The 24,164-nt window shown below is 52.8% G+C and carries 19 protein-coding genes; 10 read left to right on the top strand and 9 right to left on the bottom strand.

What is annotated here, in order from left to right; all coding sequences use genetic code 11:
* Window positions 1-61: 61 nt before the first annotated feature.
* Entirely contained in the window at window positions 62-1,336 is a 1,275-nt protein-coding gene (locus L1278_RS04085; protein ID WP_253401186.1) for a porin family protein, read from the bottom strand.
* Window positions 1,337-1,437: 101 nt separating this feature from the next.
* Complete coding sequence (locus L1278_RS04080) at window positions 1,438-2,703, bottom strand: outer membrane beta-barrel protein (protein ID WP_253401184.1); 1,266 nt, start codon at window positions 2,701-2,703, stop codon at window positions 1,438-1,440.
* 261 nt (window positions 2,704-2,964) lie between these two features.
* Between L1278_RS04080 and L1278_RS04075 the strand changes: the two genes are divergently transcribed.
* A complete protein-coding gene (locus L1278_RS04075) occupies window positions 2,965-3,459 on the top strand; it encodes a DUF4168 domain-containing protein (protein WP_253401182.1) in 495 nt (164 codons plus the stop codon).
* A gap of 68 nt (window positions 3,460-3,527) precedes the next feature.
* On the opposite strand, the gene L1278_RS04070 is transcribed toward L1278_RS04075, so the two are convergent.
* Together L1278_RS04070 and asnS are read right to left on the bottom strand one after the other, a co-directional pair.
* Window positions 3,528-5,060 carry a hypothetical protein gene (locus tag L1278_RS04070; RefSeq protein WP_253401180.1) on the bottom strand — a complete coding sequence of 511 codons (1,533 nt, stop codon included), beginning with the start codon at window positions 5,058-5,060 and terminating at the stop codon, window positions 3,528-3,530.
* A 110-nt stretch (window positions 5,061-5,170) separates the two neighbouring features.
* Window positions 5,171-6,610 (bottom strand): asparagine--tRNA ligase, encoded by a 1,440-nt coding sequence (asnS, locus tag L1278_RS04065; RefSeq protein ID WP_253401179.1) that lies wholly within the window; start codon window positions 6,608-6,610, stop codon window positions 5,171-5,173.
* Between the two features lie 285 nt (window positions 6,611-6,895).
* On the opposite strand from asnS, the gene rpoN reads away from it, so the two are divergent.
* The 4 genes from rpoN (at window position 6,896) to L1278_RS04045 (ending at window position 10,963) form a co-directional block, all read left to right on the top strand.
* Complete coding sequence (gene rpoN / locus L1278_RS04060; protein ID WP_253401177.1) at window positions 6,896-8,341, top strand: RNA polymerase factor sigma-54; 1,446 nt, start codon at window positions 6,896-6,898, stop codon at window positions 8,339-8,341.
* Window positions 8,342-8,578: 237 nt separating this feature from the next.
* Entirely contained in the window at window positions 8,579-9,199 is a 621-nt protein-coding gene (locus tag L1278_RS04055; RefSeq protein WP_253401175.1) for a hypothetical protein, read from the top strand.
* A gap of 67 nt (window positions 9,200-9,266) precedes the next feature.
* Window positions 9,267-10,049: an enoyl-CoA hydratase-related protein gene (locus L1278_RS04050; RefSeq protein ID WP_253401173.1), complete on the top strand. Its 783-nt coding sequence runs from the start codon at window positions 9,267-9,269 to the stop codon at window positions 10,047-10,049.
* A gap of 188 nt (window positions 10,050-10,237) precedes the next feature.
* Window positions 10,238-10,963 (top strand): hypothetical protein, encoded by a 726-nt coding sequence (locus L1278_RS04045; protein WP_253401171.1) that lies wholly within the window; start codon window positions 10,238-10,240, stop codon window positions 10,961-10,963.
* Here L1278_RS04045 and L1278_RS04040 read toward each other — a convergent pair whose 3' ends face one another.
* The gene (locus L1278_RS04040) at window positions 10,964-11,674 is read right to left on the bottom strand and encodes an ABC transporter ATP-binding protein (RefSeq protein ID WP_253401169.1); all 711 of its coding nucleotides are present in this window, start codon (window positions 11,672-11,674) and stop codon (window positions 10,964-10,966) included.
* A gap of 233 nt (window positions 11,675-11,907) precedes the next feature.
* On the opposite strand from L1278_RS04040, the gene L1278_RS04035 reads away from it, so the two are divergent.
* Both L1278_RS04035 and L1278_RS04030 read left to right on the top strand, forming a co-directional pair.
* Entirely contained in the window at window positions 11,908-12,489 is a 582-nt protein-coding gene (locus L1278_RS04035; protein ID WP_253401168.1) for a DUF4142 domain-containing protein, read from the top strand.
* A 99-nt stretch (window positions 12,490-12,588) separates the two neighbouring features.
* On the top strand, window positions 12,589-13,161 hold the full coding sequence (locus L1278_RS04030; protein ID WP_253401167.1) for a DUF4142 domain-containing protein: 573 nt from the start codon (window positions 12,589-12,591) through the stop codon (window positions 13,159-13,161).
* A 57-nt stretch (window positions 13,162-13,218) separates the two neighbouring features.
* Here the strand turns inward: L1278_RS04030 and uvrA are convergent, their stop codons facing one another.
* The 3 genes from uvrA to L1278_RS04015 form a co-directional block, all read right to left on the bottom strand.
* Complete coding sequence (gene uvrA, locus L1278_RS04025) at window positions 13,219-16,113, bottom strand: excinuclease ABC subunit UvrA (protein WP_253401166.1); 2,895 nt, start codon at window positions 16,111-16,113, stop codon at window positions 13,219-13,221.
* A 130-nt stretch (window positions 16,114-16,243) separates the two neighbouring features.
* Complete coding sequence (locus L1278_RS04020) at window positions 16,244-16,627, bottom strand: YidH family protein (RefSeq protein ID WP_253401165.1); 384 nt, start codon at window positions 16,625-16,627, stop codon at window positions 16,244-16,246.
* 88 nt (window positions 16,628-16,715) lie between these two features.
* Window positions 16,716-17,111 carry a YidH family protein gene (locus L1278_RS04015; RefSeq protein ID WP_253401164.1) on the bottom strand — a complete coding sequence of 132 codons (396 nt, stop codon included), beginning with the start codon at window positions 17,109-17,111 and terminating at the stop codon, window positions 16,716-16,718.
* A gap of 184 nt (window positions 17,112-17,295) precedes the next feature.
* Between L1278_RS04015 and L1278_RS04010 the strand changes: the two genes are divergently transcribed.
* The 3 genes from L1278_RS04010 to L1278_RS04000 are packed head-to-tail and all read left to right on the top strand — an operon-like array spanning window position 17,296 to window position 23,200.
* Window positions 17,296-19,980 (top strand): TonB-dependent receptor, encoded by a 2,685-nt coding sequence (locus tag L1278_RS04010; RefSeq protein ID WP_253401163.1) that lies wholly within the window; start codon window positions 17,296-17,298, stop codon window positions 19,978-19,980.
* Window positions 19,977-21,098, top strand: coding sequence for a DUF4249 domain-containing protein (locus L1278_RS04005; protein WP_253401162.1), 1,122 nt, complete (start codon window positions 19,977-19,979; stop codon window positions 21,096-21,098). The genes L1278_RS04010 and L1278_RS04005 overlap by 4 nt, the downstream gene beginning before the upstream one ends.
* A gap of 11 nt (window positions 21,099-21,109) precedes the next feature.
* Window positions 21,110-23,200, top strand: a complete 2,091-nt coding sequence (locus L1278_RS04000; RefSeq protein WP_253401161.1) for a hypothetical protein — start codon at window positions 21,110-21,112, stop codon at window positions 23,198-23,200.
* Window positions 23,201-23,296: 96 nt separating this feature from the next.
* Here L1278_RS04000 and L1278_RS03995 read toward each other — a convergent pair whose 3' ends face one another.
* Window positions 23,297-24,160 carry a TIGR00730 family Rossman fold protein gene (locus L1278_RS03995; RefSeq protein WP_188501006.1) on the bottom strand — a complete coding sequence of 288 codons (864 nt, stop codon included), beginning with the start codon at window positions 24,158-24,160 and terminating at the stop codon, window positions 23,297-23,299.
* Window positions 24,161-24,164 lie beyond the last annotated feature (4 nt).

The raw sequence follows: 24,164 nt of genomic DNA, 5'->3' as shown, positions 1-24,164 counted from the left end.
TTCTGGAGATAGAATTAAAAAGCCAGCCGGCTATGGCAGGAGAGGTATAGCCGGGCTGTGCTTATTTGAACAGGTAAGCAGCCATCAGGTAAAAGCCTTGGTGCTTGTCGGTCAGCCAAACCCTGGAATCTGAATTACTGAGGTCTGTAGCTAGATAGCGGCCATACTCATACCTGAACTGCAGTAAAGCAGCGTGTTTTTCGGCTATCCGAAATTTAGTGCCCACAGCGGTCGTGAACGCATGCGAAAACGTGGTACCAACTTCATTTTCTCTAAGCTTGCTGTTTTGTACATGGCCGGTAGCATAGTACTCGGTTTGCTGAGTTCCCGTCACATTGCTGTCCAGTATGTAGTCAGTGACTATACCTGCACCAACGTAAGGACTGAATCTGCCGTTGGTGGTGACCGTGTAACGGAGCATGATAGGCAAAGACAAGCGCGTCATCGCTATGGTATAGTCTCCACTGATCGTGTAGGAATCTCTGGGATAATTGAAGCTCCCGATGTGTCGCTCCTGGCTATACATCGGCTCCATTTGCACAGACAAACGCTCGCTTTTCTTTGGTGAGGTGAAGTTTAATACCCCTCCAAAAACAAAATTGTGTGTCATGGAAAAATCCGCCCCGTAAAACTTGTGGATGGTGGTGTTGTGGTTGAACTGAAGCGCCGTTGAATAGCTACCCGCAAATACGCCCAGTTCTGTCTTGAGCCATGAATGATCCATTTTGTATGAGATGGCACTGGTTGGTGCTGCGCAGGCATTGTAATTTCGGACAATAGCCGTTACATCCGGCACATGCAGGCGCTGCCTCACTTTCAGCATCAATTTGTCGGGCACCGGGCAGTCGAGGGTGAGGGAGTGGATCAGGATCAGGTGTTGGGTAGAGGTGCTGACTGTCTTTTGCTCCCCGATGTGCATCGTTATATCCTGGTCATCGTTTTGCAGGTACAGGTGCTTCAGGCCGCTGTCTTCTTTCTCTAGGTATAGCAGATTGTTCTGGGTATAGAGCATGAGCTTTCCTTGTTCTAACACCTCTATAAACATGGGGTTTGAGACTCCCTCACCGCTCGGCACCTGTTTGCTCATAAAAGGAGCCTCTCCCACAATGCCATAGGCCTGTATGTCGGTAGGCAGGTATTCTTTTGCCCCTGCGTCTTCTGTCGTTTTAAAGATACAGCTTTGATAGGTCAGTTTGCCTTCGCGGTAGCGTACGAACCCTTTGGTTGTGTCGCCGTCGGCCTGTACTATAAAGCCAGGTCTGTAAGTTTGGGCAGCGGCATGAAAAGGAATAAGAAAGGTAACCAGAGCCAGGCTGGCGAGTAAAATTTGTTTCATAAAAGATTGGGTAATAGGTAGTAGGGAAGATAATCGGGGATGGAGTCTACTATAGCCCCAACTTTGATTTTTTAAGGTATAGATGTTTTAAGAATTGCCGCCTAGAAATAGAACCCTAATAACAGCGATACCGATCTGGTATCTGAGTCAAGTGCGGTGTTGATCTTGTTGACAGCCCTGTGCTCATGCAAATCCAGGCCCAACTCGTAGCGAGCCTCCAGTGATAGTCGGTGCTTGTTTAGGTGCAGGTAAGAGCCGGCGCCTAGCATCAGACCTTGCTGCATTTTGCTGAGAAACTCTGTATTGTCGCGATTCCTTTCTGTGGGCGTGCTACTCTGTGTACTTCTGTAATATTGGGTATGCTTGTAGTCGCGCTTATTGAAGAAGTTGAAGAAACTACCGGCGTTTACAAAGGGCTGAATGGTTTTGCCCGCAAAATTGTAGCGGAGAGCTGTGGTGAGTTTTATGGCAGAAAGCTCGATCTCAATCTGGTTGTCGTAGTACGAGTCATACCACACGTAGCTGGGGTCTGCCTGGTAGCTGTTGCTAAAGTAGCGACCCTCTACCAGGATAGAGGCTTTTTCGCTGATGCGGGGTGAGTTGATCAGCAAGGCCATGCCAAAAGTAGGATATGTATTTGTGTTAAATTCAGCATGATCCAGGTGCAGGTACCGCTCGTCAGCGGCCGAGAAGTTAAGCGAGGTATGGCTAATGGCTGCTACAAAACCCGGCCTAATAGCAAACCACTTTTTGGACTCCTTAAAAATGATTTGTTCATCGACTCCACCAATGCAGCTATTGTAGTCTCTTACCAGATTCACCAAGGTTTTTTCAGCCAGCTTTACGCGTTCTACTTTGCTGAGCATTGCAAAGCAGTCCTGCATCAGGATATTCAGGGTGCGCACGTGGTGGTTTATGTCTCTTTGGGCTGTTACACCGGAAGTGTTGACATAGGTTTCCTTTGTGATATAGAGCTTGTGCAGCTTGTCCGGATTATCATTCTTTTCGACAAAAAACGTATTCTTGTAAATAAAAAGGCTGATAGGGCCACGAACAAGTTCCTCCATGAACACATGCTCAGCAGCCAGGGTGTCAGCATGGTCAAGTGTGCGGGTGCGGTAGTTGCGGTCGCCCGGAAAGCCGTAGCCCGTTAAATCATTGGCAGTATAAGAAGCAGTGGTCGACTGGCCGTCTCTTCTGAAGCCGATCGATTTGCCAAGCGCGTCAGTGCGGTAACTTACCTGGCCTTGCAGTGTGTCGCCTTGCGGGAGCACGACATAACCGGGTTTATAATCACTTTGTGCTGCCGCTGGTACTGAAAGCAGAACTCCAAAGTACAGCGCAATAAGTTTGTATAGGTTTTTCATAAAAGTGGATTGGACTATAAATATAGTAGGATATACCTATATAACCTCTTGAGCTTCTGAAAATTTTGTATCATATTCAGCAAGGACATCCTTTGTTATACAGAAGGGCGGTATAAGTTTGTGGCAGGATTATTGGACCATGGAGCGGCAGGCAACTAAAAGCTAAAAACTATTTCCTTCAAATAATGTATAGTTTAAGTGGTAATCGAGAGAACCTGCCTTTCTTTATTAATCATTTCAAAATTTTTAACACCGAGTCTTATGAATATTTTCCATAAACTGAAAGTCACTGCTGTGGCAGGACTTGTAGTAGGTTTGATATCCGTTAGTGGCAGCGCTTTGGCGCAGCAGGTCACTCCCCAGAAAACTCCGCAGCAGCAAACGCAGGCTATTTCTGACCAGGACATCAAGCTATTTGTAGATGCCAGCACGCGCCTGATGGAGCTGCAGCAGGAAAGTGAAAAAGCCATGCTTGTGATTCTGGAAGAGGAAAAACTGAGCGTGGATAAATTTAACGCCCTGGCGCAGGCGCACCAGCAGCAGAAACTGGCCGAAGCCGAAGGAACGGCCGCCGAAAAAGCCGCTTTCAACAAAGCGATCGGGCGTATGATGGAAATGCAGCCTGACATTGAGAAGAATATGCAGACGGCCATCCAGAAAGACGGTATGACGATGGAGCGCTACGAGCAGATCATGCTGGCTTACCAGCAGGACCCCGCCGTGCAGGCCAAAATCCAGAAATTGATGGGTTTGTAAAATTAGCCCTTGGTTAAAACAAAAAAGCTTCGCCAAATCCGGCGAAGCTTTTTTGTTGGGCGTAATTCTTAGTTCTGTGTGAACTCCAGTATCTTAAAAGTTTTGCTGCGCTTGTCGAAGTAGCCGTAGTGCAGCTTGTTGTTGCCGTAGCGGTACAGGGTTTTGTACTCTGGCGTCTGCTTCAACTCTTCTTCGTATGCCTCTATCTTGTCCTGGACGGTGGCAGCAGTACTATCGTCTTTCGCTACAAAAGCTTTGTCGAGCGTCTCACTATCGAGCACGGCCCTGAAGTAGGTGCTGATGCCCGGCCCCACCGACTCGCCCGCTTGGTTGTAGAACGGGTCGTAGTAGCGGTTGTAGGGGAACATGTTATACCTGTACGGCAGCGAATAGGCCGGTATCCAGCGGCCGGGCATCAGGAACAGTCCACGGGAGGTCTGGATGTAGCGATCTGGCGTGCGCACCAGTCTGGTTGGGTCCCCGCCAGGATTCCGGCGGGCCGGCGGCTGGTACGAACCGATGGTAAGCTGCAGCGTGCTGTCGTTAAAGGCGTCCACCGTAATGGCAGGTTTGCCAGTCGACAGGTTGCGCATCACTTTAGATGTCTTCTCGATCACGCTATTGCCGGACGAAAATAGGGCACCCGCTCCCCGCTGGTGCACCGGCGTGGCTTTGATGTCGATGTCCTGATCGGCGGTATACCTGTACTCCTTGATCGGCTGAAGGCTGCTGAAGTCAAAAGCAGTTAGCGTAAACGCGTCTTTTTCGAGCTGTACCCGAAAGAGGGTATTGCTATGCAGGAAGGAGTTGAAATTGGCCTCGTTTTTTACAGCTAGTGACGGCAGGGTGCGGTACTCCGTTTTTCCGCTTGGCCAGTCGAGTGTCAGGATCTCGGTAGTCAGTTCGTTTTTCTTGCCACGCAGCGAAAAGCCGTCAAATACCAGGTATAGCTTGTCGCCGCGGGTATAGATCTTGCTGCGGTGCTGGCCGGCGAACACGGTGCGCTCCAGGTCAGGGTGCACAAAGATCAGCTCCTGCTGGCGCTCGCCTTTGGTGCGGGTACGTGGCAGGTCGGCCAGTTGGAACGTCTTCTTCTCGTAGTAGCTTTCGTCCAGTTCCCGGTGCAAGATCAGGTTATCCTTTTTGTCGGTGTAGATCATGTAAAAGTGCGACGCATCGGCAAAGGCACCGACAAACGTTTCGTTTCTTTCGCGGCGCAAGGGCACATCGGGCAGGCTGCGGAAGGCACCGCTATACCTGTTCACGGCAAAGGGGCGCACATACTCTTTGTTACCGTTGACAAAGCGGCTGTAGAACACAAACTCCGTATCGGTTACGCGGGTGCCCAGCACCTGGGGTTGCTGACCATTGCGGTAGGGGATTTCCTGTGTCGCCACAGTTTGCCCTTTGGCATCTACCAGGCTAAAATTCAGCTTGCCCCCCTGGAAAAAGTAAAGACACACGTTGCCATCGCCATCCGCCACCGACACCAGGTCTTCAGCCCGGCGCAAGGGTAGCTCGAGACTGGCAAACTCCTGCTGTGCACGTACCTCTGGGGCCGCAAAACCAAGCAGGAGCAAGGCTAAAAATATATATCGCATAAGTCTATTTATAAGGGATTTTACTTATGTTAAACTAGCAAATTTCTAGCCAAAAAGAAAGCCCGGCTAAGGTATAGCCGGGCTTTTGTAAGTATAAGGTATAGCTTCTGTTAAAACTCTGCGTTCCCCGGGGTGCGCGGGAACGGGATCACGTCGCGGATGTTGCCCATACCTGTTACGAACTGCACCATGCGCTCGAAGCCCAGACCGAAGCCAGCGTGCGGACAGCCCCCGAAACGGCGGGTATCGAGGTACCACCACAGGTCTTCCTCTTCAATGCCCACGCCTTTCATGCGCTCTACCAATATCTCCATGCGCTCCTCACGCTGCGAACCACCCACAATCTCGCCGATGCCCGGGGCCAGGATGTCCATCGCGGCCACGGTCTTGCCGTCGTCGTTGAGGCGCATGTAGAAGGCCTTGATGTCTTTCGGGTAGTCGGTTACGATCACCGGCTTCTTGAAGTGCTTCTCCACCAGGTAGCGCTCATGCTCGCTCTGCAGGTCGATGCCCCACGACACGTCGTACTGGAATTTCTTTTTCTTGTAGGCAGGTGAGTTCATCAGAATGTCCACCGCCTCGGTATAGGTCACACGCTCAAAGTTGTTGTTCACCACAAACTCCAGCTTCTCGATCAGCGTCATCTCCTGGCGCTCGTTCTGCGGCTTGGCTTTGTCTTCTTCCACCAGGCGCTGACCCAGGAACTCGATGTCCTCGCGGTTGTGCTCCAGGGCGTAGCGGATGATGTATTTGATGAACTCCTCAGCCAGGTCGGCGTTCATTTTGAGGTCGTAGAAAGCCATCTCCGGCTCAATCATCCAGAACTCGGCCAGGTGGCGGGCCGTGTTGGAGTTCTCGGCACGGAAGGTAGGTCCGAAGGTATAGATGTCGCTGAAAGCCATGGCCGCCAGCTCGCCTTCCAGCTGCCCGGACACCGTTAGGTTGGTGGCCTTGCCGAAGAAGTCCTCCTCGTAGTTGATCTTGCCGTCCTCCGTGCGCGGGAGGTTATCCAGGTCGAGGTTGGTGACATGGAACATCTCACCGGCGCCCTCTGCGTCAGAGGCCGTGATGATTGGGGTGTGCATGTACACGAAGCCTTTTTCGTTGAAGAACTTGTGTACGGCAAAAGCCAATGTGTTGCGCACGCGGAACACCGCGCCGAACGTGTTGGTGCGGAAGCGCAGGTGGGCGATTTCGCGCAAAAACTCCAGCGAGTGCGCCTTCTTCTGCAGCGGGTAGGTCTCCGGATCGGCCTTGCCTACTACCTCAATGGTATTGGCTACTATTTCAAAGGCTTGCCCTTTGCCCTGTGAGGCCACGAGTTGGCCCGTGATGGAAACGGCCGCGCCGGTTGTCACGTCTTTCAGGGACTCTTCGCCGAACTTCTCAGCATCGGCTACTACCTGCAGGTTCTGTATCGTGGAGCCGTCGTTCACGGCAATGAAATTCACAAACTTGTTGCCGCGCTTGGTGCGTACCCAGCCCTTCAATAATACCTCTTTGCCTTCTTCGGCACCAGTCAGTAGCTCTTTTACTTTCGTGCGTTGCATGTTATTTCTAGTAGCGTAATGTGTCTGAATAAATTATGGGTTAAGGTATAATTTCCGGCCCTCCTGAGGAAGACGGAAAAGATGCCATGCTGCCCCGAACCAACCGTCCTAACCTGCTTAGGGAAAGTCCTGTAGCGGGCAGGTGAACTATAGTTGGCTCCCTGGCGCAGCCCCCTTTTCAATAATCCCTCAAAGTAACGATATTTTAACCTTTTTTGTAAATGCAAGTAAAATTATCCTAAATTTGAAGGTGCACTAAGCGGCACGAATATCCGTTTTCCTACTATGCAGCGACTCGATTTAAGACAACTCTTATCCCAGAAGTTATCGCCGCAGCAGATACAATTTATCAAGCTGCTGCAGATACCTACTGTTGAGCTCGAGGCGCGCATAAAAGAGGAGATGGAGGTGAACCCGGCGCTTGAAGAAGGCCGTGAAGAGTCCGAAAATGAATACAGCGACTCAGAATCAGAGGACTACGACAGCGAGGACGACTACGGTAAGGACGAAGTCGATATCAACGACTACCTCAACGATGACGAGATAAGCGGCTACAAAATGCAGGGCGACCGCGGTGGCGATGAGGAAGACCGCGAAATGCCGATTGCCATGTCCAGCTCGCTCAACGACAACCTGATGGACCAGCTCGGTTTCCTGGCGCTCGACGACAAGCAGTATACCATTGGCATGCAGCTCATCGGCAGCATTGACAGTGATGGGTACATACGCCGTGAGCTGAGCTCCATTGCCAACGACCTGGCTTTTTCGCAGAACGTGATGACCACCGAAGAGGAGATCGAGCAGGTGCTGCACATGGTCCAGACCTTCGACCCGGCGGGTATAGGCGCCCGCGATCTGCCGGAATGCCTGCTGCTGCAACTCGAGCGCCGCGAGCAGGACGAAACGACCCGGCTGGCTGAGCGCATCATCAAGGAGTCGTTCGACGAGTTCACCAAGAAGCATTACCAGAAAATACAGTCGAAGTTTAACGTTTCGGAAGATGAGCTGAAAAAAGCCATCGACGTGATCATCAAACTCAATCCGAAACCGGGCGGAAGTGGAGCTGGCATGGCTCGGGTGCAGTACATTATACCTGACTTCATCCTCACCAACGAAAACGGGCAGCTGCAGCTCTCGCTCAACTCCCGCAACGCCCCGGACTTGCGCATCAGCCGCTCCTATGCCGACATGTTCGACGCCTACGACAAGTCAGACAAGAAGGACAAGAAGCTGAAGGAGACGGTAACTTTTGTGAAGCAGAAGCTGGACGCGGCCAAATGGTTTATTGATGCCATCCGCCAGCGCCAGAACACGCTGCTGCGCACCATGGAGTCCATCATCAAGTACCAGCACGAGTTTTTCCTGGAGGGTGACGAAAGTAAGCTGCGCCCGATGATCCTGAAGGACATTGCCGAAGACATTGGCATGGACATCAGTACCGTGAGCCGTGTGGCCAACAGCAAGGCCGTGCAGACGGAGTTCGGCATCTATCCGCTCAAGTACTTTTTCTCCGAAGGCATCGCCACCGACTCCGGCGAGGATGCCAGCAGCCGCGAGGTAAAGCACATCCTCAAGGAGATCATCGACAAGGAAAGCAAGCGCAAGCCGCTCTCCGATGAGAAAATCGAAAAGATGCTCAACGACAAGGGCTACAACATCGCCCGCCGTACCGTGGCCAAGTACCGCGAGCAGCTCAACATACCGGTAGCCCGCCTGCGGAAAGAGTTATAAATTGTTGAATTGTTGATGGTTAAATTGTTGTTTGGTGCACGATTAGGACAAGTATAACCTGCAGGATTATCTGTTGATGACCAAGACAGGTATAATCCATAGAAAGACGGACACGATTAGGACAGGTATAGCTTAAAGAATTATAGGTGCACGATTCAGACAGATCGCGACCTTGTCCCTACAAGCGAACTCTTCTAATTCACTAACGCACTATTTCACTCAATCACTAACTCCCCCTTGAACCGCTCCCTCGCCCGCTTTTTGTCTGTTGCGTTTCACCCTCTGCTGATGCCGACGTATCTGTTTGCCATCATCCTTTATTTTTTGCCGGTTTCTTCTATTTCGCTTCCACTGCAAAGTCGCTGGATCGTGCTGAGCATGATCTTTTTCACGACGTTTATGGTGCCCGGGCTGGGTGCTTTCGCCATGTTCAAAACCGGTTTCATCGATTCTTATGAAATAGACCGGCGGGAGCAACGCAGCCGACCGCTTCTGTTTACCGCCCTTTGCTACGGCGTCACGACCTACCTGTTTTACTCAGAGTCTGTGTTTGATCTACTCTTCTATTTCGTGATGGGCGTGGTCACAGCCTCTGTTCTGGTGGCCTGGTGCGTTTCTTTTTTCTGGAAGATCAGTGCGCACGGCATCGGGTTGGGAGGAGCCTTGGGAGTGCTTTTGCTCATGAACAAACTCATGCCCGAGTCGGGCTTGCTTATACCTATCGTGCTGCTGGTGTTGGTGTCAGGGGCGGTACTCTCGGCAAGGCTGGCCTTGCATGCCCATACCCCGGCGCAGGCGTATACGGGCTTTCTGACAGGGCTTTTGCTGGTACTGTTGGCGGGCTTTGTGGCCCTGTAGCCGCTTTTGCTCTTCAGGGTGATTATCTATACCTTTGGTTATCTCTTCTACAAAAACAAACGACAACATGAACTACGAATGCTTGCTATATGATGTGCAGGGTGGCATTGCGACCATCACGCTGAACAGACCCGATGTTTTCAACGCCTTTAACGACAAGCAGAGCTACGAGCTGCAGGACGCCCTGAAGCAGGTAACTCGCGACGACAGCGTGCGCGTGGTGATTTTGACAGGCGCCGGCAAAGCCTTCTGCTCCGGTCAGGACCTCAAGGCCATCGCGAGTGCCGACAAGCGCGATTTGTCGGAGTCGTTGGAGAAGCGGTATAACCCGATCATCCGGGCCATGCGCAGCCTGCCCAAGCCCATCATCTGCAAGCTGAACGGGGTAGCCGCCGGTGCCGGTTGTTCCCTCGCCCTCGCCTGCGATCTGGTGGTAGCCTCAACCGCAGCTAGCATGATCGAGGTGTTCGTGAACGTAGGCCTGGTCCTTGACTCGGGTTCTTCCTTCTTTTTGCCGCGTGTAGTGGGTTCGCTGAAAGCTTTTGAGCTGAGCACGCTGGGCTCTAAAGTGAGCGCCGAGGAAGCGCTGCAACTGGGTATGGTGAACCGCGTAGTGGCTCCGGAAGAGCTGGACGCGGCCGTAGCTGAACTGGCTGCTCGCTATGCTGTGGCGCCTACCAAAGCCATCGGTTTGATGAAAAAGATGCTCAACAAATCGTTTAACTCCACGCTGGACGAAATGCTGGATTACGAAGCCCACTGCCAGAAAATAGCAGGCAACTCCGCTGATTACAAAGAGGGTGTAACGGCCTTTAACGAAAAGCGCAAGCCAAACTTTACAGGCGCTTAGCCCGCTATACCTTATCACCTATACCTACAAAGCCGGGCCATTGTCCGGCTTTTTTTATACCCTGTGTTTCAGTCCGGTCACTAGTCAATTATGGCCACCTGCCTGCAAGTCAGGTGTTTATAGGGGTATTGCATAAATTATAACTATCTTTAGAAAAGTTATTGATATCAATTTAACAGGTAAAGACTATGAGAAAGATGTACCTTCTTTTTGTTATCGCCATGCTGTGCGGATTCTTATCAGTGCCAACCACTACCATAGCGCAGGACTGCAGTGGCTACCTTTTGCTCACCGAAAATGCCGAGTACGAGATACTCAGCTACAACCAGCGCAACAAGCTCACCGGAAAGGTAGTGTATAAGGTAACCGATGTGCGGCAAAACGGCGGCAAGTCGGAGGCGACTGTCCATACCAAGATGTATGACGAGAAAGGGAAAATGGCCAACGAAGGGAGCTACCAGGTAGGCTGCGAAAACGGCTCCGTGTGGGTGGACATGCGCTCCCTGATGAACCCCGACATGATGTCCGCCTACAAAGACATGGAAATCAAGATGGAGGGCGACCATATGGATTACCCGGCCTCCCTTAGCCCCGGCCAAAAACTAAAAGACGGGAGCTTTACCATCGATGTGCTGGACAAGAACAGCGGGCAGAACTTCAGCACGATCACGATGCTGGTGACCGGCCGTACCGTTGGCGAAAAAGAGCGGTTTGAGGTACCGGCCGGTACCTACGAAGGCTTCAAGATAAACCAGGACATGGAGGTGCAGACCCGCGCCATGGGTATGAAGATGCCCGGTACCCGCATGCAGACCGTGGAGTGGTTTGTGCCTGGCACGGGTTGGATAAAGTCAGAAACCTACCGCAATGGCAAGCTGATGGCCTACAGCGTGCTCAACAAGATCAACAAGTAATCAGAAAGAGTAGCCGATCGAGAAGTTGAGCTGTGGGGAAGGGCCTACCGTAATAACAGCTCCCTCATCGGAGTGAACCACATGCCCGATGATGTTCTCTTTGATCAAATCGCCGCCATTGGTGGCATTGGCGATTTTGACGCGTCCTCCAAGCCCGCCAGAAAGCTCGGTTGTAAAGTGGCGCCCTAGCCGGAACTGATAGCCCAGGTGGTAACTCAGGTCCAGCGCGTTCTGGTAGAGCCGGCCTACATACCTGAAGTCGGGATCGCTGGGAGGCAGGTCGGGCAGGTCGAACACGTTGCGCTCAAACACAATGAAGCGGTAACTGAACATGGGCCCATGAAAAAAGCCAAAAGGGGGAGACTTCTTCTTGGAGGTATAGTAACGTTGGCTCATCCGGATGCCGATGCCCATCACGTCTTTCGCATTTGAGGTCCAGCCATCGCCTTTCAGGTGCAGTTTGTAGAAATAGCTCAGCCCAAACTCATTGCTGATGCCGGGCGAACGCACCTTCTCATACGATACAAACACCTCCCCATAATGCAGCGGATGGATCTTGATCGTCTTGTCATGGTCGCGGTCTATGTTGATCATTTCGGTGCGGTCTTCTCTTTCCTCTTCCGTTACTTGCGCGTGGGCCGCAGAGCAGATCAATAAGCATGAACAAAACAACAAAGCTGTGATGAGGCGCATAGCGAAGAGTTGTGTCATAAGGTATGGCTTAAACGGGAGTCTGTACTCGAGTAGGTATATATCGTTTTATACCTGAGATAGTTGTGGTCGTAAGTGCTTGCGTTTTGTATACAAGTATCCTGTTCCGGATATCCCCAAAGTATATTATTACCTGCTTCCTATATATAAGAGGCCTATCATATAAACTCCATGGCTTTAGCGGCGTATACCAATTTGTTCAAACTATTTTACTATTAACAAGAAATAATACTATGAAAAGAATTGCAACAACAGGATTAATGGCCTGTGCCTTCCTATTTGGCACCATGGCCTGTGGCGGCTCCGGCAACGACAGCGTGGATCAGGCGCAGGATGTTACTGAGGAGCGTTTTGAAGACACTGCCATGGAAGAGGAGCGCGATGACCAGGCTGAATTTATGACCAAGGCAGCCAGCAGCAGCATGATGGAAGTAGAAGCGGGCAAACTGGCGCAGGAGCGTGCTACAAATCCGCAGGTGAAGGAGTTTGCCGCTATGATGGTGAAAGATCATACGGCGGCTAACAAAGAAATGAGTGACCTGGCACTCAGCAAGAACATCACGCTGCCAGACAGCATGAGCAATGAGCACATGAGCCAGATGCGTGACCTGCGCGAAAAGCAAGGGGCCGAATTTGACAAAGATTACATGGACAAAATGGTAAGCGCACACGACAGCGACATCAGCCTGTTCGAAGATGTGACGGAAGATGCAAACTACGATGATGCAGAAGTGAAGGCCTTTGCCACCAAGACGCTTCCTAAGTTGCGCGAGCACCACAAGCGTGCGCAGCAGATCAAAGACGGGCTAAAGTAAAATGTGTAATCCCAAACACTGGGCATTTCCTAAAATCTAATTATCTTGAGCATCTGCGCCTGTCATGGCTGCAGATGCTCCTATTTTAAACCCACGTGTATGATCCGAAAAATTACCCTATACCTTGCCAGTGCCGTGCTTCTGCTGGGCACCGCCAGTTGTGGCGCCGATGACAGCATCGAGCAGGCTGCCGCCCAAAGCGTAGAGCAGTTTGAAGCCATGGGCATGCCGGGGATGAAAAACGATGCGCTTTTTGTAGCCGAGGCCACCAGCGCCAACATGCTGCATGTGCAACTGGGCGAATTGGCGTTGGAGAGAGGCGTGAGCCCGGAAGTGAAAGAGTTGGCCCAGGATATGAGCAATGGTCACAACCGTGTGATGGAAGACCTGCAGCACATTGCCACAGAGCGTGAGTTCGTGGTGCCTACTCAGTTAGGCAGGGTGCACCAAAAGGTATACGACGATGTGAGTAGCGAAACAGGTATAGGTTTTGACCTGGCCTATATCAAGCGTACCCGCGAAGAGCATGACCGTTTACTGAAACGCTACGAGGACATGGCCGAGAACGCCCAGGTGATGGAAGTAAAGCAGTTCGCCTCCAAGCAGCTCCCGCTCCTGCGACAACACTTGCAGCAAACGGAAGCACTCGAAGACCGGCTCGGGAATATCTAAAACAAAAATGCCGCTCCTATACCTGGGAGCGGCATTTTTTATAGCTTGCTATACCTGTTAAGCCTGGCCGTTTTCGCGGTAGTGGCTCGTTTTCAGTTCCTCTTTCAGGAAGCGGGCGGTATAGCCTTTGCCTTTTTTGACAATATCCTCCGGTGTGCCAGCCGCCACAATGGTACCACCGCCTTCGCCACCTTCCGGCCCGATGTCGATGATCCAGTCAGCGATCTTGATCAGATCCAGGTTATGCTCGATGATGAGCACCGAGTTGCCTTTGTCAGTTAACTTATGCAGTACCTCGCTCAGGTGCTCGATGTCCTGGAAGTGGAGACCTGTTGTTGGCTCGTCCAGAATATAGAGCGTCTGGCCCGTGTCTTTTTTGGAGAGTTCAGTAGCCAGCTTCACGCGCTGCGCCTCGCCACCTGATAGGGTAGTGGCTTGCTGGCCCAATGTGATATAACCCAAACCCACCTCGTTCAGCGTCTGAATTTTACGCAGGATGCGTGGCTGACTCTCGAAGAAATCTACTGCCTGTTCCACGGTCATATCCAGTACGTCGGTGATGCTCTTGCCTTTGAAGCGGACTTCCAGCGTCTCGCGGTTGTAGCGCTTGCCTTTGCAGACCTCGCAGGGCACGTATACGTCCGGCAGGAAGTTCATCTCGATCGTGCGCATACCGGCGCCTTCGCAAGCCTCGCAGCGTCCGCCCTTCACGTTAAACGAGAAACGGCCCGGCGTATACCCTCTGATCTTGGCCTCTGGCAGTTGTGCAAACAGCGTGCGGATTTCGGTGAACACACCGGTATACGTAGCGGGGTTGGAGCGTGGCGTACGGCCAATCGGCGACTGGTCCACCTCGATTACTTTGTCAATATGCTCCAAGCCCTCAATGCTCTTGTAAGGCAGCGGATCGCGCTTGGCACGGAAGAAGTGCGTGTTCAGGATTGGGTAAAGCGTGTCGTGTATGAGCGAGGACTTGCCACTGCCCGAAACCCCCGTTACGCACACCATTTTGCCAAGCGGCAGTTCCAGCGTCACGTTCTTCAGGTTGTTGCCGGTAGCGCCTTTCAGTTTGAGCACTTTACCTGTTCCCGGGCGTTTCACACGCGGCACGGCTATACCTCGGCGGTTGCTCAGGAAGTCGGCAGTGGTCGTGCCGGCGTTCATCATGTCTTCCGGCGTGCCGGCAGTCACTACCTGGCCCCCGTGTATACCTGCGCCCGGCCCGATGTCTACCACGTAGTCGGCCTGTAGGATCATGTCCTTGTCGTGCTCCACTACAATAATGGAGTTGCCCAGATCGCGAAGGTCCTGCAGGGCTTTGATGAGTCGCTCGTTGTCGCGTTGGTGCAGGCCGATGCTCGGTTCATCCATGATGTAAAGCACACCTACCAGCTGCGTACCGATCTGTGTGGCAAGACGTATACGCTGACTCTCACCACCTGAAAGCGTTTTGACAGGGCGGTGCAGACTCAGGTAATCCAGGCCTACGTCCAGCAGGAAGCCGATACGCTTGCGGATTTCTTTCAGCAATTCACGGGCGATCACGTTCTGGCGCTCGTTCATGCGCTCTTCCACACCTTCAAACCAGGCGGCCAGTTTGTTAATGTCGAGCACCGAGAGTTCGCCTATGTTAGTATCGGCAATCTTGAAGTGCAGCGATTCCTTTTTCAGTCTATACCCGTTACATTCCGGGCAAGTCGTAGTTTGCGCAAAGTCCTCCACCCAGGAGCGGATGTTGTCGGAATCCGATTCCATCTGCCCTTTCAGGAAGTTAACGATGCCTTCAAACTCCACCACATAATTGCCCTTTTTGGTATTCACCTCCAGGTCTTCGTCCAAACCGTAGAGTAGCACCTTCAGCACATCCTCCGGCAAGTCTTTGATCGGCGTCGAAACCGATACCTTGAAGTGCTTGAACAATGCTTCGATCTGCTTGAAAATCCAGATGTCGCGGTACTCGCCGAGCGGTGCTATACCTCCGCGGCGGATGCTCAGGCTTTTGTCAGGTATAACCGACTCTTCTGTGATCTCCTGTATCTCACCCAAACCGGTACACACCGGGCAGGCACCGTACGGGGAGTTGAACGAGAAGGAGTTCGGCGCCGGATCGTCGTAGGCTATACCTGTGGCGGGGTCCATGAGGTGGCGTGAGAAGAAGTGGGTTTTGTCAGCGTCCACATCCAGGATCAGTGCCGTGCCCTTGCCGTGCGTGAGCGCATTCTGGATAGAGCCGGAGAGACGGAAGCGGTCCTCTTCCTTCACCACAATCTTGTCGATCACGATCTCGATATCGTGGATCTTATACCTATCCACCTGCATTTTCGGGTCGATCTCCAGCAGTTCGCCATCCACGCGGGCACGGATAAAGCCCATCTTGCGGATCTGCTGGAAGAGCTCGCGGTAGTGGCCTTTACGACCCTTTACTACCGGGGCGAGTACGATAATGCGCTTGCCGCCGAAGTTCTCTAGAATGTGGTTCACGATCTGGTCATCGCTCTGGCGCACCATTTTCTCACCGGTCACATAGCTATACGCCTCGGCCGTACGGGCCCAGAGCAGACGCATAAAGTCGTAGATCTCGGTGATGGTACCCACGGTGGAGCGCGGGTTTCGGCTGGTGGTTTTCTGCTCGATAGAAATTACCGGCGAAAGGCCTTCGATCTTGTCCACGTCAGGTCGCTCAAGTCCGCCCATAAAGGAGCGGGCGTAAGCCGAGAAAGTTTCCATGTAGCGGCGCTGTCCTTCGGCGTAAATGGTGTCGAAAGCCAGCGAGGACTTGCCTGAGCCACTGATGCCGGTAAAAACGACCAGATTGTAGCGCGGCAGCTTAATGGAAATGTTTTTGAGGTTATGTTCGCGGGCACCGTAAACTTCGATCTGCTGTGTTTCGCCATTTTGCGAAAAGGCAGTATCGGTGCCGGTTGCTGTGTCTTGCGCTTGGTTAAAAGCCATTCAGGAATGCTTGATTTTAAATAGCAAAGGTACAAAAATATCAGCGCCTCCGTACCCGAAGATGCCAACCCTTCTTAACAGCAATCAACGCCAAATGGTTTAGCTTTCAGCAATTATCCTTGATATAAACTCAATCTAAGTTGTCGTAGCGCGAAGCCTGCTTTTCATGCAGTTCTTCGTGTCGCTGACTGATGGGGGTGATGCTTTCCCGCTGTCGCCTTATGAGTTTTTGCTGTTTGAAAAACCGTACGAAACTATACAAAGACAATAAAAGGCCCAGCGGCATCAGGATAATCCCCGTCGTCTCTATATACAGGTGCTGCGAGAGTTTGATAGCGGCAAAGCCGCCTGCTACCAGGGCAATGGCCGTGCGCAGGTAGGCTATAAGCGTACGTTCATTAGCGAAGAAGGTGCGCTGCACAGCCATCTCGTTGCGGATGTCCGCATTCTTTTTCTCCAGCTTTTGGATCTTCTTTTTCAGCTTTTTGATTTCGTCTTGCTCCGGCACCTGCATTTATTCCTTTTTTTGAGAAATATACGAAACAAATACGACGAAGTGCAGGCGTATACCTGCTGTGCTACTGCCCGGCTGGTGACCTTAGTTAAGCAGAAGTTTGTTTGCCGTTCCCGCCGGGCTGGGGCAGCTCATTGTGTGCCCGCTCGTGTTCGTGGCTGGTCGGGCAGTAGTCCTGGTGGTGCCCCTCGATGACGCGCTGCTTGTGCCTATACCTGACAAAGCTGTATATGCCCAGTATGATACCAACCGGAATCAGAATGACGCCAATGATGTCCAGGTACAGGTCGTCTGAAAGTTTGATGGCCACATAACCGCCCACGGAGACCGTCATGGCGGTACGCAGGTAGGCCATGAGGGTGCGTTCGTTGGCGAAGATGGTGCGCTCGGCCGCCATGTGGTCCCGTATCTCAGCGTTCTTCTGCTCCTGCACCCGCAGCTTTTTCTTGAGCTTCTTTATCTTCTCTTTGTCTGTTTCTGACATAGGTCTGGCTCTTCTTTTATTATGTACGATTCTGTGGGACTTAGGTAAAATTTGAAAGCACAAAGCTTTTGCGCAGAGGCCATTCCAAAATTTTCAAATCCAATGTTAAAACTATATATTGCTAAGGTGCAATGTAGTTCCTCCTTTTGCCTTCTGCGCACATACGCCAACCGCATCCCTTTTTATGAATAGACGCTACCAGTACTTTCTGCTCACCATCCTGATGCTGCTTTCAGGCCATACCTGGGCGCAGGACACCGGGCAGACTCGCATCACGGCCAGCTATCAGAATCAGCCCCTGCAGGCGGTGCTGCAGGACTTGCAGCAGAAACACAAGCTGCGTGTGTTCTATCAGTTGGAGTGGGTAGAAGGCGTGCAAATCACGCAAGCGTTTGATCAGGAACCAATCGCCAGCGCGCTGCAAAAGCTCCTGGGAAAAGCCCGCCTTTCCTTTGTGCTGTATGATGACCGTACCATTGTGTTGGTGCCCCAATCCGCAGCCTCCATCTTTCGTTCTGACACGGTGCCATCTGGGGAAGCTGCTGCAGGGCAGGTCGCTGAGCGCATCGTGACCCTGAGCGGGCAGGTACGCAATGCCAAAACAGGCGAGCCATTTATCGGGGCCATTGTGCTACTTGTAGAGACCGAAAAAGGCACTGTAGCTGATGAGCAGGGCAGGTATACTCTGGTGGTGCCGGCTGGTAATTATACCTTGCGGGTGCGGGCTATGGGTATGGTAGAGGACCAGCGGCGGGTGAGTCTGCAGCAGAGCCGCACCATGCACATCGAGTTGTTTGAAGTAAGTAACCAGCTGCGGGAAGTGGAGGTATCCGCTAAAGCACCCGACCATAATGTAGAGAGCCTGGAAATGGGCGTGGCCCGCTTGTCGATACAGGAAGTGCGCAAGATGCCCAATTTTCTGGGCGAGGTGGACGTGTTGCGCAGTATCATTACGCTGCCGGGCGTGACCACCGTCGGCGAAGGGGCCAGTGGCTTCAATGTGCGTGGCGGCAGCATCGACCAAAACCTGGTTTTGCAGGATCAGGCGACACTTTTCAGTGCATCGCATTTATTTGGTTTCTTCTCGGTTTTCAACCCGGATATGGTGCAGGATGTTACCCTTTACCGCGGCGGTATACCTGCCCGGTATGGCGGGCGCATCTCGTCGGTGCTGGATGTAGAGATGAAAGAGGGCAACAAGAAAGCGCCCATCCTGAGCGGTGGCATCGGTTTGCTGGCCAGCCGTCTGATGGTGGAAGCGCCGCTGCTGAAAGACAAGGCTTCTTTTGTACTCGGCGGGCGAGGCGCCTACCCCGGTCTGGCCATGCGCTACGTGCCTGACAAAGCCGTGCGCGACAGCGACGGCTATTTCTACGACTTTAACGCCAAGGTAGACTATACGATCAGTGCCAAAGACCAGCTCATGGTGTCAGGCTACATGAGCCGCGACGGTTTCCGCTTCGGGGCCGACACCACCTATACCTGGGGTACGGCCACCGGCACCGCCCGCTGGAACCATACCTTCAATGACAAACTGCTGTCAAGCGTAACCGGCGTAATTGGTGACTATGACTATGGCGTGGAGGCCGAAACAGAGCCCTACAGCTATACCCTCGACTCAGAGATAAAGTACAAGCAGATCAAGGCGGACTTGAATTTTGAGCCCTCCGTGCGGCATAAGATGGGCTTGGGTGCCTCGTCCTCCTGGTATGAGTTTAGCCCCGGCACCCTGACGCCTGGTTCAGAACTGTCTAGTTTGCTGCCTGTTCATATGCCTCGCGAGCGTTCCATTGAAGCTGCGCTATACCTGGATCACGAATACGCCCTTAACCCAAGGATATCGGTCAGCTACGGGCTGCGCTACTCCTCTTACTATAACCTGGGGCCGGGCGATGTATACGTGTACGATTCGGAGTCGCCCCGCCGCGAGTCGACGATCATCGATACGCTCAGCTACAGCAACGGCGGAGTGATACAGCGATACGGTAATTTCGAGCCGCGAGCTTCCCTTAAAATAACGCTGGGCGAGAACAGCTCTGTTAAACTGGGCTACAACCGGATGGCGCAGTACATTCACCTCATCTCCAACACCACAGCGGCCTCTCCGGTGGATATCTGGAAAACGAGTAACCCGCACCTGCACCCGCAGCTCGGGGATCAGGTGGCACTTGGCTTTTTCAAAAACCTGCAGGACAATACTATTGAGCTTTCGGCGGAGGTCTATTACAAGAAGCTGCACGATCTGGTGGAGTACAAGGACGGCGCCCGGCTCCTGCTCAACAGCACCCTCGATGCCGACCTGCTGCCAGGCGAGGGCAAGGCCTACGGACTGGAACTGATGATGCGACGCAAAGGCAAGAAGCTGACAGGCTGGGCCAGCTATACCTATTCCAGGTCACTGCGCCGCGTCAACGGCCCCACGCCCGAAGAGCGCATCAACAACGGCAAATCTTTCCCGGCCAACTTCGACAAGCCGCATGACCTGAGTCTGGTTGTGAACCAGCAGCTGACCCGTTTGATCAGCCTTTCAGCCAATTTCACTTACAGCACCGGCCGCCCGATTACCTATCCGGAATCAGTGGGCTATATCGATGGACTGCTAATGGTAAACTACAGTGACCGCAACCAGCACCGCATACCCGACTACCACCGCCTGGACCTGGCCTTTGTGATAGACGGCACCAACAAACGAAACGCAAACTGGGTGAGCAGCTGGGCTTTCTCGGTATACAACGTGTACGGGCGCAAAAACCCTTACTCCGTGTTCTTCAAACCAGCCTATGGCGGTACCATCCCGCAGGCCTACCGCCTGTCGGTGATAGGGTCAGCGGTGCCGGCTATTACTTACAACTTCAAGATCACACGATGAGAGGGCTAATCAGGGAAAGATATTCAGACAGGGCACAGGCAACTAAACTATACCTGGAAATGCAGATCATTTTTCAAAAATACAGGTTTTGGGCCATGCTCCTCATCATCGTTTGTCTGCAGGCCTGCGTGGACCCGTTAGAACTCCAGATCGAAGCCGGGCAGCCAAAGCTTGTCGTGAGCGGCATGGTAACAGACCATAACGATTCAACACTGAATAGAGTAACGCTGACCTGGACCGCTCCTTTCGACAGTGAAAACAAGCAGGTGCTGGTGCATCCCGTATTGGATGCTATAGTAACGTTGCAGGATGACCAGGGGGCTAGTATGCCGTTGTATCACGGGCCCAGAGGGGTATACCAGCTGATGCCAGACGACTATCAGGTCGTGCAGGGGCGCAGCTATACCTTGCACATCAAGCTGCCCGACGGGAGAAAATATGCTTCTCGCCCAGAGCTGCTGCGGCCCGTGCCTGCCCTACAAGGTATAGGCTATGAGTTCAAGGAGTTCATCGATGTGGTGCGCAATTCCGCAGGTATGTTGGTGGAGCGGCGATCGAAAGGCTTTGAAGTGAAGGCGCAGGTACAGGATCCATCGGAGCAAGGCAACTACTACCGTTGGGACACAGAGGGCGTTTTTGAGTTTTATTCCGACGTAGGCGACGCTCCGTTGCCTGCGAGGTGCTGGTCCAATATGGGAAGCATTAACACCAAAGTGGTAACAAACGATGATAGACTGGTGAATGGCCGTTATTTTGAGCAGCCGGTGGTGGTGGTGCCAGCCGACATCCCAACCAAATACCGCATCAAGATCAGGCAGTTTTCACTTACGGCCGGCGCGCATGAGTTTCTTCGTCTTTTTAACCAGCAGCAGTCGAGCGTAGGCAGTATTTTTGACCCGCCTCCGGCACGCATCAACGGCAATTTGTACAGCCTGACAGACCCTGAGGAGCAGGTGATCGGCTATTTCAGCGCCTCGGCCATGACGGAGGATTTCATCGTGATTCATCGGCAGCTGTACGCGCCATTCCCGGGTCTGCCTTACGCGCCACCTAAGGGCGATTGCCGCTACACTTTTCTATACCCGAATGTAACCAACGAGCGGCCAATCGGCTTTTGATAACTTATTGGATGATGATCAAACCCGGAATAATAAAGAGCAGGAAATTGACGGCTGCAGGTTGGTTGCTAGCCATGTGCTGCCTTAATCTACCCGCCTTTGCCCAGCATGAGCAAGTGACCAAAGTAGCTGCCGCCCAGGTGCAGCGCCAACTCTCCGACGAGCAGGTACAGCTGGTTCACAGTCAGCCCTGGTACATAACCGGGGAGCGCCTCTGGTACAGCGCTGCCGTGCAAAAGAGCTCAACTGCTCCCGCAAGCCGGGTGCTTTACGTTGAACTGCTGGATGCGAAAGGCACCCCCCTGATCAGCCAGCGGCTGGTTATCGAAGACGGCAAAGCGCAAGGAGACTTTCTGTTGCCAAAAGACTTACCATCGGGTAGGTATACCTTGCAGGCCGCCACCAACTGGATGAGGAACTTCAGCGCGCAGCAACACTGGCGGGAGCAACTCACCATCGTGAACCCTAACGAAGTCAGGGCGCTGCAGGCACAGTCGGCAAAGGCCAAACCGCTACAGGTGCGCTTCTTCCCCGAGTCCGGTGTCTGGCCTGCCGGGGTGCCTGCCAAAATAGTAGCGACAGTGACCAATGCTGCAGGTATAGGTATAGCCGCCCAGGGTATATTGAGGGATACGGCCAGGCAGGCTATCACTACTTTCAAAAGCGACGAAACAGGTATAGCAACTTTCATCCTGACGGCCACAGAAGAGCAGGACTTGGTGGCACAACTGCAGGTAGAGGGCTATGCACCGCAACAAGTGATTCTTCCAAAGCCAAAGCCGCAAGGTATAGCCCTGGCGGTTGGCCAAGCAGGTACAGCAGGTATACCTGTGCGTGTGCAGGGCAAGTCAGGGACAGGGCATGTGCTCGTGGCCGCTTCCGGGGGAATGGTTTATTTCTCGCAGCATGTAACCGGAGCCAGTCAGGTTACGGTGCCGTGGCGCGATGCAGCACGACCAGAATGCCGCCTGCTGCTGCTCAATACGGGTGGTTTGGTAGTAGCCGAGCAGCAGGGGAGGCTACCTAATGCAGCAGGTATAGAAATCCAGGCCGACTGCCAGCAGTATGGCACCCGCCAGCAAGTTACCGTCACCGTAAAGGGACTGCCGCCCGCTGCCTGGCTCGCAGCCTCAGTAGCGGAGCGCCGTTCCGCTCTTCAGCAGCCAAATGGTTTTATCGCTGTAAACGAGATGCAGCAAAGGTATGGAACTGACCAGGAGCTGTGGGAGGCCATTGCCAGAAATGAAACCGAAGCCCGCTTCCGAAGAGAGACCTTGGTAGAACCCATGCGGCAGGCGGATGTAAACGCGCCTTTTCAGCAGGAAACTTTCGCCAAACACCTAGACACGGCCTTTGTGCAGGCGCTTCCACCGCATGTGATCAGCGTTGCGCAGAAGCACTATACTCGCGCTAATATCCATGAGATCTACGGTTTGACAGAGCCGCATGCCACTGCTCCGCTTACGCGCTTGCCAGCCGACCGGGTGTTCAAGCTGGATGAGTATGTTGCTTTCCAGGATGTAGAGGAGGCCATTCGGGAGGTATCTACTAACCTTCGTATGCGCAAAAAGAAAGGGAAACAAACTGTGCGACTACTATACGTGTCCTCCGAAACCAAGCGCATGATGAAAGAGGAGCCGTTATACCTGCTGGACGGCGTGATGCTGGAGAACATGGATGAAATCATGGCGCTCGACCTGAATGATATTGCCTCTATCGAGATTGCCTGGTCAGAGGAGAAACTATACGCCGGCAACCTGGGGCGCCTGGTAGACCACGGCATGTTCGCCATCTACACCAAAAGCGGAGGGGCCCGGGAGCGACTCAAGGAAAAGGGCCTGCCCGTCCTCTATGAGCAGTATAACCTGCCCCGAAACTTTGTCGTGCCAACTTCTGGTGACGCTACGCAAACCCAGATCCCGGACTTCCGGCAGCAGCTCTACTGGCAGCCATACCTGCAGACCAACTCCGACGGCAGCGCTACTTTCACGTTCTATACCTCCGACGAAACCGGTGTGTTTGAAATAAGGGTGCAGAGCCAGACAGCAGCAGGTATACCTATCAGTGGAAGCACCTCATTTGAAGTGAAGCTGTTGAACTGAAGTCAGGGACAAGTAGAAGGAGGATTTTGATTTTTTCTGAATAAAAAAAGCCCCACCGGAGATCGGCGGGGCTTTTTTGTAGATGGTTCTTTCTTCCTAGAAGTTTGGAGACAGCAGGTATTTGCTGTAGAAATCGTCGATCACTTTCACCGCTTCGGTGGCGTCGTCTACGATGTGCACCAGGTTCAGGTCTTCCGGGCTGATGTTGCTTTCTGTGTTCAGCATCACGTCCTCCACCCACTTAAACAGGCCTCCCCAGAATTCGCGGCCCACCAGCACGATCGGGAATGCACCGATTTTCTTGGTCTGGATCAGGGTGATCGCCTCAAACAGCTCGTCGAGTGTGCCAAAGCCACCCGGCATCACGATGAAGCCCTGCGCATACTTTACAAACATCACTTTGCGCACAAAGAAATAGTCGAAGTTGATGAGCTTATCAGAGTCGATGTAGATGTTGTTGAACTGCTCGAATGGCAGGTGAATGTTCAGTCCTACCGACTTGCCGCCCTCAGAGTGCGCGCCTTTGTTACCGGCCTCCATAATGCCCGGTCCACCGCCCGTGATCACGCCATAGCCATGGCGTACCAGCTTGGCAGCGATCTCCTCGGCCATAACGTAGTACTTGTGCGTGTTCTTGGTGCGGGCCGATCCGAAAATAGAAACGCAGGGACCGATCTTGGCCATCTTCTCGAAGCCTTCCACAAACTCCGACATCACCTTGAAGATCTGCCATGAGTCGGCGATCTTGATCTCGTTCCAGTCCTTGTCTACAAAGGCCTTTCTAATTTTGATGTCCTCTGCAGAGGCAGGCGGGGCCTGCACGTGCCCCGCCTCGCGCAGGTCGGTAATGGTTTTTGCTTTATTTTCGTTTACGTCCGGGTTTAGGATCGTTTGTCCGCTGCCGCTGTTATGTGACTCGTCGTTGAGTTTCGTTTTGCTTGTCTTTCTAAGCTTTGCCATAAAT

Origin of the sequence: Pontibacter sp. HSC-36F09 (assembly GCF_024171605.1) — a bacterium.
Classification (GTDB): Bacteria; Bacteroidota; Bacteroidia; order Cytophagales; family Hymenobacteraceae; genus Pontibacter.
Note: the sequence above shows the minus strand (reverse complement) of the source record. Positions and strands in the feature narration are given on the sequence as shown.

Excerpts from the sequence above, each read along its gene's own strand:
- L1278_RS04085 (WP_253401186.1), bottom strand. The coding sequence starts at position 1,336 with ATGAAACAAATTTTACTCGCCAGCCTGGCTCTGGTTACCTTTCTTATT.
- L1278_RS04080 (WP_253401184.1), bottom strand. The coding sequence starts at position 2,703 with ATGAAAAACCTATACAAACTTATTGCGCTGTACTTTGGAGTTCTGCTT.
- L1278_RS04075 (WP_253401182.1), top strand. The coding sequence starts at position 2,965 with ATGAATATTTTCCATAAACTGAAAGTCACTGCTGTGGCAGGACTTGTA.
- L1278_RS04070 (WP_253401180.1), bottom strand. The coding sequence starts at position 5,060 with ATGCGATATATATTTTTAGCCTTGCTCCTGCTTGGTTTTGCGGCCCCA.
- asnS (WP_253401179.1), bottom strand. The coding sequence starts at position 6,610 with ATGCAACGCACGAAAGTAAAAGAGCTACTGACTGGTGCCGAAGAAGGC.
- rpoN (WP_253401177.1), top strand. The coding sequence starts at position 6,896 with ATGCAGCGACTCGATTTAAGACAACTCTTATCCCAGAAGTTATCGCCG.
- L1278_RS04050 (WP_253401173.1), top strand. The coding sequence starts at position 9,267 with ATGAACTACGAATGCTTGCTATATGATGTGCAGGGTGGCATTGCGACC.
- L1278_RS04045 (WP_253401171.1), top strand. The coding sequence starts at position 10,238 with ATGAGAAAGATGTACCTTCTTTTTGTTATCGCCATGCTGTGCGGATTC.
- L1278_RS04040 (WP_253401169.1), bottom strand. The coding sequence starts at position 11,674 with ATGACACAACTCTTCGCTATGCGCCTCATCACAGCTTTGTTGTTTTGT.
- L1278_RS04035 (WP_253401168.1), top strand. The coding sequence starts at position 11,908 with ATGAAAAGAATTGCAACAACAGGATTAATGGCCTGTGCCTTCCTATTT.
- L1278_RS04030 (WP_253401167.1), top strand. The coding sequence starts at position 12,589 with ATGATCCGAAAAATTACCCTATACCTTGCCAGTGCCGTGCTTCTGCTG.
- uvrA (WP_253401166.1), bottom strand. The coding sequence starts at position 16,113 with ATGGCTTTTAACCAAGCGCAAGACACAGCAACCGGCACCGATACTGCC.
- L1278_RS04020 (WP_253401165.1), bottom strand. The coding sequence starts at position 16,627 with ATGCAGGTGCCGGAGCAAGACGAAATCAAAAAGCTGAAAAAGAAGATC.
- L1278_RS04015 (WP_253401164.1), bottom strand. The coding sequence starts at position 17,111 with ATGTCAGAAACAGACAAAGAGAAGATAAAGAAGCTCAAGAAAAAGCTG.
- L1278_RS04010 (WP_253401163.1), top strand. The coding sequence starts at position 17,296 with ATGAATAGACGCTACCAGTACTTTCTGCTCACCATCCTGATGCTGCTT.
- L1278_RS04005 (WP_253401162.1), top strand. The coding sequence starts at position 19,977 with ATGAGAGGGCTAATCAGGGAAAGATATTCAGACAGGGCACAGGCAACT.
- L1278_RS04000 (WP_253401161.1), top strand. The coding sequence starts at position 21,110 with ATGATGATCAAACCCGGAATAATAAAGAGCAGGAAATTGACGGCTGCA.
- L1278_RS03995 (WP_188501006.1), bottom strand. The coding sequence starts at position 24,160 with ATGGCAAAGCTTAGAAAGACAAGCAAAACGAAACTCAACGACGAGTCA.